We start from the raw sequence: 14,079 nt of genomic DNA, 5'->3' as shown, positions 1-14,079 counted from the left end.
AATGACCGGACCGGGATCCCGTGACCCACGGGCGCATGGCACGCCGCGACGTCGGTCCATCGCACACGACCCGCCCCAGTGGCCACGGCAGTCCCACCCGGATGGTCACCGACCGGGGCGGGCGACCAGCGCGTGCGCCCCGCTCAGGCGTTGACGACGACGCCGAGCTCCGCCGGCACCACGAGGTGCGCCGAGTGCGGGAGCACCCGCACGGTGTACCCGAACGCGCCGGTGCGCATCAGCGGCACGGTGCCGGTGAACCAGTGCCGGGAGCCGTCCACGCTCTCGTGCCGCAGCGCCAGCGTGGTGATCTCGTGCAGCCCGTCGGCGTCGTCCACCCGGCCGTAGGCCGCCTCGACCAGGACGTCGGACGGGGCCAGCCCGGGCAGCTCCACCTCGGCCCGCAGGTCGATGCCCCCGCCGATCTCCGGCGTCTCGCCCACCCCGGTCGCCTCGACGTGGGCCACGCGGACACCGGGCCAGTGCTCCAGCAGCTTCGCCCGCCAGGCCGCCTCGGCGCGGGCCGGCTCGTACCCGCCGGTGGCCATCGAGCGGGCGGCGCCGGCGGCCGGCACGTAGAGCCGCTGCACGTAGTCCCTGACCATCCGGGTGGCCAGCACCTTGGGTCCGGTCTCCCGCAGGGTGTCCCGGACCATCTCCACCCAGCGGGTGGGCAGGCCGTCGGCGTCCACCTCGTAGAAGCGCGGAACCACCTGCCGGTCGAGGAGGTCGTAGATGGCCTGCGCCTCGACGTCGTCCCGCCGCTCCGGGTCCTCGACGCCGTCGGCCGTCGGGATCGCCCAGCCGTTCTGGCCGTCGAACCACTCGTCCCACCACCCGTCGCGGATGGAGAGGTTGAGCCCGCCGTTGAGCGCGGACTTCATCCCCGAGGTGCCGCAGGCCTCCAGCGGCCGCAGCGGGTTGTTCAGCCAGACGTCGCAGCCCCAGTAGAGGTAGCGGGCCATGCCGATGTCGTAGTTGGGCAGGAAGGCGATCCGGTGCCGGATCTCCGGGTCGTCGGCGAACTTCACCATCTGCTGGATCAGCTGCTTGCCGCCGTCGTCGGCCGGGTGGCTCTTGCCGGCGATGACCAGCTGGACCGGACGCTCCTCGTCCAGCAGGAGCGCCTTGAGCCGATCGGGGTCGCGGAGCATCAGCGTCAGCCGCTTGTAGGAGGGCACCCGCCGGGCGAAGCCGATGGTCAGCACATCGGGGTCGAACGCGGTCTCGGTCCAGTCGAGCTCGGCCTCGGCCGCCCCACGGGACAGCGCCGTGGCCCGCACCCGGCGGCGCACCTCCTCGACCAGCCGGCCGCGCAGCAGCCGACGGGTGCGCCACAGCTCCGCGGCCGGGATCCGGTCGACGCCGTCGAAGTGCACCTCGCCGTCCACCTCGAGCGGATCGCCCTGGCTGGTCGTCTGGGTGCCGAGCTCCACCAGCTCGCGCGCGGTCCAGGTCGGGGCGTGCACCCCGTTGGTGATCGACCCGATCGGGACGTCGTCGGGGTCGAAGCCCGGCCACAGCGGGCCGAACATGTCGCGGCTGACGTGCCCGTGCAGCTGGCTGACCCCGTTGGCCCGCTGGCCGAGCCGCAGCCCCATGTGGGCCATGTTGAACTTGCTCGGGTCCTCCTCCGCGCCCAGCGGGAGGAGCTGGTCGACCGGGACGCCGAAGCCGGCGAAGTAGCGCTCGATCAGCGCCTTGGGGAAGCGGTCGATGCCCGCGGGGACCGGCGTGTGCGTGGTGAACACCGTGCCACCGCGCACGGCCTGCAGCGCCTCGGTGAAGGACAGGCCGTGGGACTCGGTGAGCTCCCGGATCCGCTCGACGCCCTGGAAGCCGGCGTGACCCTCGTTGGCGTGGAAGACCTCCGGCGCCGGGGTGCCGGTCAGCGAGCAGAAGGCCCGCAGGGCACGCACCCCACCGATGCCCAGGAGCATCTCCTGGCGGAGCCGGTGGTCCTCGCCGCCGCCGTAGAGCCGGTCGGTGACCCCGCGCTCGGCCGGGCTGTTCTCCTCGATGTCACTGTCGAGCAGGAGCAACGACACCCGGCCGACCTGGGCCCGGTAGACGTGCGCGTACAGCGTGCGCCCCTCGGGCAGCGGCACGGCGATCACCACGGCGTTGCGGTCGGCGTCGCGCACCAGCTTCAGCGGCAGGCCGTGCGGGTCCAGCGCCGGGTAGTGCTCCAGCTGCCACCCGTCGGCGGACAGGCCCTGGGAGAAGTAGCCCGACCGGTACAGCAGGCCCACGCCGATCAGCGGGACGCCGAGGTCCGAGGCGGCCTTGAGGTGGTCCCCGGCCAGGATGCCCAGCCCGCCGGAGTACTGCGGCAGCACCTCGGTGATGCCGAACTCGGCGGAGAAGTAGGCGATGGTGGCCGGCGCGTCGGTACCCAGGGACTGGTACCAGTGCGGTGCGTCGAGGTACTCGCGGAGGTCGGCGGCGACCGTCGTCAGCTGCTCCAGGAAGACCGGGTCGTCGGCCAGGGCGGCCAGCCGGTCGGCGCTGACCTCGCCGAGGACCTTGACCGGGTCGCCACCACAGCTGGCCCAGAGCTCGGGGTCCAGCGCCTCGAAGAGGTCGCGGGTCTCCGGGTGCCAGGACCAGCGCAGGTTGGTGACCAGCTGCGACAGCGGCATCAGTGCCTCGGGGAGGGAGGCGCGGACGGTGAGTCTGCGGAGGGCTCGCACCTCCATGACCCTAGCGTGACGACGCTCACGCACAGTGGGGGACGGCGATGGACCCGGGCCCCTCCGGGACCGCTCCGACCCCACCCGTCGCTCCCCCTCCCGGTTGAGCCCGTCCCCCGCCGACGTGTGCGCAGCTCATGATCTGGATAGCGTTGCCCCGATGACTGGCCGCGCTGACCTCCGCCTCGGCATCTCTGATGTCGCCCCCGTCGTGTCCTGCGGGTCGTTCTCGACCCGCGCCGTGGTCGGTGAACACCTGCCGATCACCGCCACCGTCTTCCGCGAGGGCCACGACGCCGTGGCCGCCAACGTCGTCTTCACGCCCCTGGGCGAGGAGCCGACGGCGGTGCCGCTGCTCCGGATGACGGAGTTCGGCCCCGAACCCGACCGCTGGACCGCCACCGTCGTGCCCGACCGCGAGGGGCTGTGGACGTACCAGGTCGAGGCCTGGGACGACCCGCTGAGCACCTGGCACCACGACGTCGAGGTCAAGGTCGAGGCCGGCCAGGGCCCCGAGGAGCTGGCCAACGACCTGGAGTCCGGCGCCCGACTGCTCGAGGAGGTGGCCGCCGCCGCACCCGAGGAGCACCGCGAGGCGCTCACCGGCGCGGCCGGCGCGCTGCGCGACGAGTCGCTGGAGCTGACCGCCCGGATCGCCCCGGCCCTCTCCCCCGCCCTGCAGCAGGTGCTGCACGACCACCCGGTGCGCCGGCTGGTCACCGGGTCGCAGCGGCACGAGCTGTGGGTCGACCGCTCCCGCGCCCTCTACGGCTCCTGGTACGAGTTCTTCCCCCGTTCGGAGGGCCCCGTCGTCGGTGGCACCCCGACGCACGGGACGTTCGCCCAGGCCGCCGAGCGGCTGCCGGCGATCGCCGAGATGGGCTTCGACGTGGTCTACCTGCCGCCGATCCACCCGATCGGCCAGGTCAACCGCAAGGGGAAGAACAACACCCTCGTGGCACAGCCCGACGACGTCGGCTCACCGTGGGCCATCGGCAGTGACGAGGGCGGCCACGACGCGGTCCACCCGCAGCTGGGCACCCTCGACGACTTCAAGGCCTTCGTCGGCCGCACCCGCGAGCTGGGCATGGAGGTCGCCCTGGACCTCGCGCTGCAGGCGGCGCCGGACCACCCCTGGGTGACGTCGCACCCCGAGTGGTTCACCACCAAGCCCGACGGCACGATCGCCTACGCGGAGAACCCGCCGAAGAAGTACCAGGACATCTACCCGATCAACTTCGACAACGACCCCGAGGGCATCTACGCCGAGGTGCTGCGGGTCGTGCGGCACTGGATGGACGCCGGGGTCCGGGTGTTCCGGGTGGACAACCCGCACACCAAGCCGCTGAACTTCTGGCACTGGCTGATCTGGGAGGTCAAGCGGACCGATCCGGACGTGCTCTTCCTCGCCGAGGCGTTCACCCGGCCGGCGATGATGCACCAGCTGGCGCGGATCGGCTTCACCCAGAGCTACACCTACTTCACCTGGCGCACCGAGCGCTGGGAGCTGGAGGAGTACGGCCGGGAGCTGGCCGAGAACGCGCACTACATGCGGCCGAACTTCTTCGTGAACACCCCGGACATCCTGCATGAGAGCCTGCAGGTGGGCGGCCCGCCGATGTTCAAGATCCGCGCGGTGCTGGCCTCGATGATGAGCCCGACCTGGGGCGTCTACTCCGGGTACGAGCTGTTCGAGCACGTCGGCCTGCGTCCGGGCAGCGAGGAGTACCTGGACACCGAGAAGTTCCAGCTGCGACCGCGTGACTGGGCCGCCGCGGACTCCTCCGGACGATCCCTGGCGCCCTACCTGCGCCGGCTGAACGAGATCCGGCGCGCACACCCGGCCCTCCAGCAGCTCCGCACCCTGCGGTTCCACGCGATCGACAACCCGAACGTGCTGTGCTTCTCCAAGACCGACCCCGGGTCCGACGACTGCGTGCTCGTGGTGGTGTCGCTCAACAGCACCTACACCCAGATCGGCACCACCGCGCTGGACATGCCGGCACTGGGCCTGGACTGGTCGGACCGCTTCTCGGTCACCGACAACATCACCGGGGCCCACTACGACTGGGGCCAGGCGAACTACGTCGAGCTGGACCCCTACCGGGAGCCCGCGCACGTCTTCACCGTCCACCGCAGCCTGTCCACCGCACCGTCGCCGCAGTGAAGAAGGGCCTGCCTGCAACCCACCGCTCGCCAGCTCGCGGCGGGCGCCTGCAGGCAGGCCGCACCCCGCCAGCCCAGCTCAACCTCTAGGACTCCCCCACATGACCCTCCCCGTCCCCGCACAGTCGACCCCCGGCACGGGCGAGCAGTCGGCCAACCAGTCAGCGCTGCCGCCCCCCGGGAGCGACCCCGAGTGGTTCAAGCGCGCCGTGTTCTACGAGGTGCTCGTCCGCGGTTTCGCCGACAGCAACGCCGACGGCATCGGCGACCTGCGCGGCATGCTGGGCAAGCTGGACTACCTGCAGTGGCTCGGTGTCGACTGCCTCTGGCTGCCCCCGTTCTTCGCCTCTCCGCTGCGCGACGGCGGTTACGACGTCAGCGACTACACCGCGGTGCTCCCCGAGTTCGGGGACATCGAGGACTTCAAGGAACTGATCGGGGCCTCCCACTCGCGTGGGATGCGGATGATCATCGACTTCGTCATGAACCACACCTCGGACCAGCACCCCTGGTTCCAGGCCAGCCGCAGCGACCCCGACGGGCCCTACGGCGACTTCTACGTCTGGGCCGACGACGACACCGGCTACGCCGACGCCCGGATCATCTTCGTGGACACCGAGAGCTCGAACTGGACCTTCGACCCAGTCCGCAAGCAGTACTTCTGGCACCGGTTCTTCAGCCACCAGCCCGACCTGAACTTCGAGAACCCGAAGGTGCAAGAGGCGATCATCGACGCCCTGCGCTTCTGGCTGGACCTGGGCATCGACGGCTTCCGGCTCGACGCCGTCCCCTACCTCTTCGAGGAGGAGGGGACCAACTGCGAAAACCTCCCTCGCACCCACGAGTTCCTCAAGAAGGTGCGGAAGATCGTCGACGCCGAGTACCCCGACCGGGTGCTGCTGTGCGAGGCGAACCAGTGGCCGGCCGACGTCGTCGAGTACTTCGGCGAGAACGGCGACGAGTGCCAGATGGCCTTCCACTTCCCCGTGATGCCGCGCCTGTTCATGGCCGTCCGCCGGGAGCAGCGCTTCCCGATCTCGGAGATCATGGCGCAGACGCCGGACATCCCGGACAACTGCCAGTGGGGCGTCTTCCTGCGCAACCACGACGAGCTGACCCTGGAGATGGTCACCGACGAGGAGCGCGACTACATGTGGGGGGAGTACGCCAAGGACCCCCGGATGAAGGCCAACATCGGCATCCGCCGGCGGCTGGCGCCCCTGCTCGACAACGACATCGACACCCTCGAGCTCTTCACCGCCCTGCTGCTGTCCCTGCCGGGCTCGCCGGTCATGTACTACGGCGACGAGATCGGCATGGGGGACAACATCTGGCTCGGTGACCGGGACGGCGTCCGCACCCCGATGCAGTGGACCCCGGACCGCAACGGCGGGTTCTCCACCGCCGACCCGCAGCGGATGCACCTGCCGCTGGTGGCCGACCCGGAGTACGGCTTCCAGGTCACCAACGTCGAGGCCCAGCTGCGGAACTCGAACTCGATGCTGAACTGGATCCGCACGATGATCTCGGTGCGCAAGCAGCACCCGACCTTCGGTGTCGGCAGCTACGCCGAGATCGGCTCGCGGAACCCGACGGTGCTCTCCTTCGTGCGCGAGTTCGGGGACGACGTGGTGCTCTGCGTCAACAACCTGTCCCGGTTCCCGCAGCCGGTGGAGCTCGACCTCCGCCGCTTCGAGGGCTACACCCCGGTCGAGCTGACCGGTCGGGTGCAGTTCCCGCAGATCGGCGTCCTGCCCTACATGCTCACGCTCGGCGGGCACGGCTTCTACTGGTTCGAGCTCTCCAAGCCCGCCGCCCCGGCGGTCGAGGAGGAGGAAGAGGACTGGGAGACCACCGCCAGCAGCAGCGTGGCGCAGTCGCTGCTCGAGGCCGGGGTGGTCGGCCCCGCCGACAGCTCCTCCGGCAGCGGCGGCCTCGGCGCCGAGGCCCCCACGAACCCGACCCACGGAGAGTCCTGATGAGCGCTCTGACCGACATGCTGGCCGACTGGATGCCCGGTCAGCGCTGGTTCGGCGGCAAGGGCCGCGAGTGGGCGGGGGTGACCGAGGAGGGCTTCTTCCTGGACCAGTCCGACCCGGCGCTCTCGGTGCACCGCGTCCGTGTCCAGTACACCGACGGGGCCAGTGACACCTACCTGGTGCCGCTGTCCTGGCGCAGCGCGCCGGCCGAGGAGCTCGCCGGCGCCTTCGTCGGCGCGGTCTCCGGCTCCCACGGCGAGAACTACGCCTACGACGCCATGCGGGACCGGGACGCGACCGTGCCGTGGCTGACCCACCTGGTGGCGGCCTCCACCGTCGGGCCCATGCGCTTCCACCCGGCCGGCGTCGCCTACATCCCCGAGGGGCTGCCCGGGGACGTCATCTCCACCGAGCAGAGCAACACCTCGCTGGTCTACGGCGAGAGCGCGATCCTCAAGCTGTTCCGCCGGCTGGAGCCCGGGCTCAACCCCGACGTGGAGATCCACGACGCGCTGCGGCAGGCGGAGAACCAGCACATCGCCGGGTTGCTCGGGTACATCGAGATCGACGACCCGAACGGGCTGGAGCCGGCCACCGTCGCGATGCTGCAGACCTTCCTGCCCAACGCCAGCGACGGGTGGCGGCTGGCCACCTCCAGCGTCCGCGACCTGTACGCCGAGGCCGACCTGCACGCCGACGAGGTCGGCGGCGACTTCGCCGGGGAGAGCGAGCGGCTGGGCGAGGCGACCGCTTCGGTGCACGCCGACCTGGCCAGCGTGCTCCCCACCGAACCGGCCGACCGAGACTGGTACGCCGCCGTCGCCGGGCAGATGACCGCCCGGCTGGAGGCGGCCCTGGCCATCGTCCCCGACCTCGCCGAGCACGCCGACGCACTGCGCAACCTGTACGCCGCGGTGGCCGAGACGACCGAGCCGGTGGTGCGCCAGCGGGTGCACGGCGACCTCCACCTGGGCCAGGTGCTGCGGACCACCACGGGCTGGATCGTGCTGGACTTCGAGGGTGAGCCGGCCCGCCCGCTGGCCGAGCGGCGCGAGCTGGACACCCCGCTGCGCGACATCGCGGGGATGCTGCGTTCCTTCGACTACGCCGCCCGGCACATGCTGGTCGAGCAGCCCGACGACCCGCAGCGGGTCTACCGGGCGCACGAGTGGGCCGAGCGCAACCGGCGCGCCTTCTGCGAGGGCTACTCCGCCGCAGGGGGCCTCACCCTGTCCAGCGACTCCGCGCTGCTGCGGGCCTTCGAGGCCGACAAGGCGGTGTACGAGTGTGTGTACGAAGCGCGCAACCGACCGCACTGGCTGATGATCCCGCTCAGTTCGCTGTCCCGGCTGACGGCCGGCCGATGACGACCCCCGGCCGGACGACCAGCACGACACCGATTCGGACCTGGAAGGACAACCGATGAGCACCGACGACGCCACTCCGCAGGGCACGGACACCACCCGCGAGCCCGCCGACAAGGCGGAGCTCATGCGCCGGGTCGAGGAGAAGACCGAGGAGGTCCGCGAGGCGAGCGCGACCGACGATGCGCCTGCACCCGCGAAGAAGGCCACCCGCAAGGCCGCTGCGAAGAAGGCGCCGGCGAAGAAGGCCGCCGCTGACGCTCCGGCCAAGAACGCTGACGCTCCGGCCAAGAAGACGACGGCCCGCAAGGCACCGGCGAAGACCGCGATCGCCGCCGAGGCGCCCGCCGATGGCCAGACGAGCATCGCCGACGACGGCGCGGAGGCCGCACCCGCGGCTCGCGCGACCGCCCAGCGCGCGGCGAAGAAGGCCGCGCCGGCCGAGGCCGGGGACGCCCCGGCCAGGCGGGCACCGCGCAAGGCGACCAAGAAGGTCACCGCCGCGCCGGTGATCGCACCGGCGCCGGTCGCCGAGCCGGGCGACCCCTCGGCTCCCTCCGCCCCCCAGCCGGAACCGCCGAGCCCCGACCCGGCCGAGCCGAACACCCCGCAGGCCCCCGAGGACGGCCAGCAGGGTGGCACCGGTGGCAGCTCCCCGGCGCAGACCTCTTCCGAGCCCGGCGCGGCGGCCACCACCACCGCCGACCTGGCCACCAACGTGGTCGCCGACCTGCCGCCGGCGCCGGACGAGGCGCCCGAGCCGGCTGCCGCCGGCCTCGTGGAGGCACTCCCCGAGGGCGAGGTCCCGGTCAGCACCTCGGTGCCCGCCGAGGCCACCCCGTCCGTTCAGGAGGTGAGCCAGGAGGAGCTGGCCGCGGTCGTCGACGGCTGGTCCTTCGACCCGCACGGCGTGCTCGGCGCGCACCGCCTGCCCGAGGGCTGGGCCGTGCGCACGCTGCGCCCGGACGCCGAGGCCGTCGCGGTCGTCGACCAGGACGGCAGCCGCCACGAGGCCCGCCAGATCTTCCGCGGCGGTGTCTACGAGGCCCGGCTCCCCCAGCAGCCCGGCGACTACCGGATCGAGGTCGTCTACCCCAACGGGCAGGGCGGCACCGACACCTTCACCGTCGACGACCCGTACCGCTGGCTGCCCACGCTGGGCCAGCTCGACCAGCACCTCATCCGGGAGGGCCGGCACGAGAAGCTGTGGACCGTCCTCGGTGCGCACGTGATCGGCTACGACACCCCCGGCGGCCGCGTGGACGGCGTCTCCTTCGCCGTCTGGGCGCCCAACGCCCGGGGCGTGAAGGTCACCGGCGACTTCGACTACTGGCAGGCCCGCGCCTACCCGATGCGGTCGCTCGGCTCCTCCGGCGTCTGGGAGATCTTCGTGCCCGGCGCCCAGGTCGGCACCCGGTACCGGTTCCACGTCCTCGGCGCCGACGGGCAGTGGCAGGTCAAGAGCGACCCGATGGCCTTCGCCACCGAGGTGCCGCCCGCCAACGCCTCCGTGGTGACGGCGTCCACCCACGAGTGGAACGACGCCGAGTGGTTGGCCCAGCGCGCCGAGACCAAGTGGCACGAGCAGCCGATGAGCGTCTACGAGGTGCACGCGGCCTCCTGGCGGCAGGGGCTCTCCTACCGCGAGATGGCCGACGAGCTGGTCGCCTACGTCAAGGACGCCGGGTTCACCCACCTGGAGTTCATGCCGCTGGCCGAGCACCCCTTCGGCGGCTCGTGGGGCTACCAGGTGACCTCGTACTACGCCCCCACGTCGCGCTTCGGCTCCCCCGACGACCTGCGGTACCTCATCGACGCCGCCCACCAGGCCGGCATCGGCGTCATCGTCGACTGGGTGCCCGCGCACTTCCCGAAGGACGACTGGGCGCTGGCCCGCTTCGACGGCACGCCGCTGTACGAGCACGCGGACCCCAAGCGCGGCGAGCAGCCCGACTGGGGCACCTACGTGTTCGACTTCGGCCGCCCCGAGGTGCGCAACTTCCTGGTCGCCAACGCGCTGTTCTGGGCGCAGGAGTTCCACATCGACGGCATCCGCGTCGACGCGGTCGCCTCGATGCTCTACCTGGACTACTCGCGCAACGACGGCGAGTGGACGCCCAACCAGTACGGCGGCCGGGAGAACCTCGACGCCGTGGCCTTCCTGCAGGAGATGAACGCCACCCTCTACCGCGAGGTGCCCGGCATCATCTCGATCGCCGAGGAGTCGACCGCGTGGCCGGGCGTCACCCGGCCCACGTACCTCGGCGGGCTGGGCTTCGGCTTCAAGTGGAACATGGGCTGGATGCACGACTCGCTGGGCTACATGGCCAACGAGCCGGTGTACCGCAGCTACCACCACGGCCAGTTGACGTTCTCCATGGTCTACGCGTACTCGGAGAACTACGTGCTGCCGATCAGCCACGACGAGGTCGTGTACGGCAAGGGCTCCATGCTCGGGAAGATGCCCGGCGACCGCTGGCAGCAGCTGGCCAACCTGCGCGCCTACCTGGGCTACATGTGGGCCCACCCGGGCAAGCAGCTGCTGTTCATGGGCTCGGAGTTCGGGCAGCTGTCGGAGTGGGCGGAGAGCCGGTCGCTGGACTGGTGGCACCTCGACGACCCGGCGCACCGGGGCGTGCTGGAGCTGGTGACCGACCTCAACACGGTCTACCGGGACAGCGAGGCGCTCTGGAGCCAGGACGTCGACCCGGCCGGGTTCCAGTGGATCGACGCCAACGACGCCGGTGGCAACGCCCTCACCTTCCTGCGCGTGGGCAAGGGCGGGCAGCTGCTGGCCTGCGTGGCGAACTTCTCCGGCCAGCCGCACGAGCAGTACCGGATCGGGCTGCCTCGCGGTGGACGCTGGCGCGAGGTGATCAACACCGACTTCGAGGGCTACGGCGGCTCCGGGGTGGGCAACCTCGGCGGCATCGACGCGGTCGCGCAGTCCTGGCACGGGCAGCCGTGGTCGGCGACGCTGACCGCACCGCCGCTGGGCACCGTGTGGTTCGTGCACGAGGGCCCGGAGCCCGAGCGCCCGGACGAGGGCGCACCGGCCGACCAGGCGGAGATCGCCGCGGCCGAGGCCTCCGGCGCGGCCGAGGGGCCGGGCAGCGGGCTGGAGCCGACCGAGCGTTGAGCTGATCGGCGGGGCTGATCGGCGGGGCTGATCAGCCCGGTGCGACCGGGAACGGGGCGGGGACCTGCGAGGGTTCCCGCCCCGTCGCCGTCCCGGCGGCCCGACCGGCGCTCACCACCGGGCTGCCCTGCCTGCCGGACCCGGCACGGTCCGGCAGGATGGGGCCGGTGCTGCCGCCGCGGGCGGCCTGAACGGATCGGAACACATGTCCTCCTCGCCCCGCCGGCTCCTCGCCGGTGCCGTCGCGAGCGCGCTCCTCGGGTCGGCCCTGCTCTCCGGCTGTGCGGTGACCGTGATCGAGGGGCGCGCCAGCCCCGCAGCCGGGCCGCTGGGCGACGTCACGCCCGAGGAGTTCCCGATCATCGGCGCGACCGACGACGAGGTCGACCGCCTCGCCCGGAACGCGCTCGCCGACCTCAGCACCTACTGGACCGCGCAGTTCACCCCGACCTTCGGCCAGGCCTTCACCCCGCTGGCCGGCGGCTACTACTCCGTCGACCCGGGCGACCCCGACCCCGCGCAGTACCCGAACGGGCAGGTGGGCTGCGGGGAGACGCCGGACTCCGTCCTGGACAACGCCTTCTACTGCCCGCCGGGGACCGAGTACGCCAACGGTGACGCGATCCAGTACGACCGCGCGTTCCTGGGCGCCCTGGCCTTCGGCTCGGTCGGCACTGAAGGGTACGGCCGGTTCATCCCCGCCCTGGTCATGGCCCACGAGTTCGGCCACGCCGTCCAGGGCCGGGTGGGCTACCCGCTGCCGGCGTCCATCGCGATCGAGACCCAGGCCGACTGCTTCGCCGGCGCCTGGACGGCCTGGGTCGCCGCAGGCAACGCCGCGCACAACTCCATCCGCCCGGCCGAGCTGGACGACGTGCTGCGCGGCTACCTGCTGTTGCGCGACCCGGTGGGCACCGGGCTCGACGAGGGCGAGGCGCACGGGTCCTACTTCGACCGGGTGTCGGCCTTCCAGCAGGGGTTCGACGACGGGCCGGAGGTCTGCCGCGACTCGTTCGGCGCCGACCGGCCCTACACCCAGGGTGCCTTCCAGAGCGACCTCGAGTTCGCCACCGGCGGGGACGCCCCCTACGACCAGACGGTCGGCGCCTTCCTGCCCGAGGGGCTGGGTGAGTTCTGGCAGCGGGCCTTCGACGAGCTGGGCGAGGAGTTCACGCCGCCGGACATCGAGCCGTTCTCCGGGGTGGCCCCCGACTGCGCGGGCGAGGACGTCGAGGTCGACCTGCTCTACTGCCCCGCCGACGCGACCGTGCGCTACGACGAGGTCGACCTGACGTTGCCGCTGTACGCCGCCGAGGAGGGCGGGGACTACGCCGTGCTGACCGCGGTGGCGATCCCCTACGCGCTCGCCGCCCGCGACCAGCTGGGCCTGTCCGTCGACGGCGAGGACGCGCTGCGGTCCGCCGTCTGCCTCTCCGGCGCGTTCACCGCAGCGGTGCTCGGCGAGGAGAGCACCGTGCTGAGCATCTCCCCCGGCGACGCCGACGAGAGCGTCTCCTTCCTGCTCGAGCACGCCACCGACCCGGCGGTGCTGCCCGGCGTCGAGCTGACCGGCTTCCAGCTGGTCGACGTCTTCCGCAGCGGGGTCGTCGAGGGCCTGGCCGCCTGCGACATCGGCGCCTGAAGCGCTCCGGCCGGGCCCCTCGACGAGGAGCCCGGCCGGAGGAGGGCTCAGAAGAGGGCGGTCATCAGCGCTCGGCGGGCCGGGCCGACGCGCGGGTCCTCGTCGCCCACGATCCCGAACAGCTCCACCAGGTGCTGCCGGGCTGCGTCGCGCTCCTCGCCCGCCGTCCGCCGGACGACGTCGAGCAGCCAGGAGAAGGCAGCGTCCACGTCACCGGTGCCGAGCAGGAAGTCCGCCGCCCGGGTCTGCGCAACGATGTCGTCCGGCGCGGCCTCGGCGGCGGCCAGGGCGTTCGGCCCGGCCTCCTCGGCCCGGCGGAACAGCTGGACCTGGCGCAGGGCCAGCCCGGCCACCGGGTGCTCGGGCTCGGTGTCCAGGATCGACTGGTAGGCCGCCTCGGCGGCGGCGAGGTCACCCCGGTCGAGGGCGGCCTCGGCCGCGTCCAGCCGCGGGTCCTCCGGCTCCTGCGCCTCGTCCTCACCCTCACCCTCGGCGGCGCCGGGCACCGCACCGCCGCTGGTGGCGGCCACCAGCTCGGTCACGAACTGCCGGGCCTCCTGCTCGGGGATGGCGCCGGTGAACTCGGCGACCAGCTGGCCCTGCCAGACGGCCTTGACCGCCGGGATGCCCTGCACCCGCAGGCCCTGGGCGAGCGCCGGGTTGGCGTCGACGTCGACCTTGGCCAGCACCCAGGAACCGGCACCCTCGGCGGCGAGCCGCTCGAGCACCGGGGACAGCTGCTTGCACGGCCCGCACCACTCGGCCCACAGGTCCAGGACGACGGGGACCTGGAAGGAGCGGTCGAGGACCTCGCTCTGGAAGGTCGCCTCGGTGACGTCGACGACGGCGCTGCCGGGCGCACCGGCGGGCGCGCTGGCGCTCGGCGGCGGGGCGGCCTGGGCGCGGGCCGCGGCCTCGTTGCGGGCCTGGATCGCGGCGAGGTCGACCGCGCCGGCCAGCGAGGCCGCCATCTGGGCCTGCTGGGCAGCGGCTCGCGGGTCGACGCGCGGATCGGGTCGAGCGGGACGGTTCGGCTGCATGACCTCATTGTCGCCCCCGCGGGCCGGGCTCCGGGCAGCGGCCCGGCCAGCCGCCG

7 protein-coding genes are annotated in these 14,079 nt (G+C 72.3%); 5 read left to right on the top strand and 2 right to left on the bottom strand.

The window, feature by feature from the left end; all coding sequences use genetic code 11:
• Positions 1 to 143: 143 nt before the first annotated feature.
• Complete coding sequence (gene glgP, locus O2W16_RS10850) at positions 144 to 2,699, bottom strand: alpha-glucan family phosphorylase (protein ID WP_269158839.1); 2,556 nt, start codon at positions 2,697 to 2,699, stop codon at positions 144 to 146.
• 154 nt (positions 2,700 to 2,853) lie between these two features.
• Between glgP and O2W16_RS10845 the strand changes: the two genes are divergently transcribed.
• From O2W16_RS10845 to O2W16_RS10825, 5 genes are all read left to right on the top strand, one after another.
• Positions 2,854 to 4,860: an alpha-1,4-glucan--maltose-1-phosphate maltosyltransferase gene (locus tag O2W16_RS10845; RefSeq protein ID WP_269158838.1), complete on the top strand. Its 2,007-nt coding sequence runs from the start codon at positions 2,854 to 2,856 to the stop codon at positions 4,858 to 4,860.
• Between the two features lie 100 nt (positions 4,861 to 4,960).
• Entirely contained in the window at positions 4,961 to 6,838 is a 1,878-nt protein-coding gene (treS, locus tag O2W16_RS10840) for a maltose alpha-D-glucosyltransferase (protein WP_269158837.1), read from the top strand.
• Positions 6,838 to 8,205: a maltokinase N-terminal cap-like domain-containing protein gene (locus tag O2W16_RS10835; RefSeq protein WP_269158836.1), complete on the top strand. Its 1,368-nt coding sequence runs from the start codon at positions 6,838 to 6,840 to the stop codon at positions 8,203 to 8,205. Before treS ends, O2W16_RS10835 begins: the two co-directional genes overlap by 1 nt.
• 55 nt (positions 8,206 to 8,260) lie before the next feature.
• Entirely contained in the window at positions 8,261 to 11,341 is a 3,081-nt protein-coding gene (glgB, locus tag O2W16_RS10830) for a 1,4-alpha-glucan branching protein GlgB (protein WP_269158835.1), read from the top strand.
• A 205-nt stretch (positions 11,342 to 11,546) separates the two neighbouring features.
• The gene (locus O2W16_RS10825; RefSeq protein WP_269158834.1) at positions 11,547 to 12,983 is read left to right on the top strand and encodes a hypothetical protein; all 1,437 of its coding nucleotides are present in this window, start codon (positions 11,547 to 11,549) and stop codon (positions 12,981 to 12,983) included.
• Between the two features lie 47 nt (positions 12,984 to 13,030).
• Here the strand turns inward: O2W16_RS10825 and O2W16_RS10820 are convergent, their stop codons facing one another.
• Complete coding sequence (locus O2W16_RS10820) at positions 13,031 to 14,023, bottom strand: tetratricopeptide repeat protein (protein ID WP_269158833.1); 993 nt, start codon at positions 14,021 to 14,023, stop codon at positions 13,031 to 13,033.
• Positions 14,024 to 14,079 lie beyond the last annotated feature (56 nt).

This window comes from Modestobacter sp. VKM Ac-2984, assembly GCF_026967985.1.
Lineage (GTDB): Bacteria > Actinomycetota > Actinomycetes > Mycobacteriales > Geodermatophilaceae > Modestobacter.
The sequence above is the reverse complement of the archived record's forward strand: the minus strand, read 5'-3'. Positions and strand labels throughout refer to the sequence as shown.

Coding starts and splice junctions, on each gene's coding strand:
- glgP (WP_269158839.1), bottom strand. CDS start 2,699: ATGGAGGTGCGAGCCCTCCGCAGACTCACCGTCCGCGCCTCCCTCCCC.
- O2W16_RS10845 (WP_269158838.1), top strand. CDS start 2,854: ATGACTGGCCGCGCTGACCTCCGCCTCGGCATCTCTGATGTCGCCCCC.
- treS (WP_269158837.1), top strand. CDS start 4,961: ATGACCCTCCCCGTCCCCGCACAGTCGACCCCCGGCACGGGCGAGCAG.
- O2W16_RS10835 (WP_269158836.1), top strand. CDS start 6,838: ATGAGCGCTCTGACCGACATGCTGGCCGACTGGATGCCCGGTCAGCGC.
- glgB (WP_269158835.1), top strand. CDS start 8,261: ATGAGCACCGACGACGCCACTCCGCAGGGCACGGACACCACCCGCGAG.
- O2W16_RS10825 (WP_269158834.1), top strand. CDS start 11,547: ATGTCCTCCTCGCCCCGCCGGCTCCTCGCCGGTGCCGTCGCGAGCGCG.
- O2W16_RS10820 (WP_269158833.1), bottom strand. CDS start 14,023: ATGCAGCCGAACCGTCCCGCTCGACCCGATCCGCGCGTCGACCCGCGA.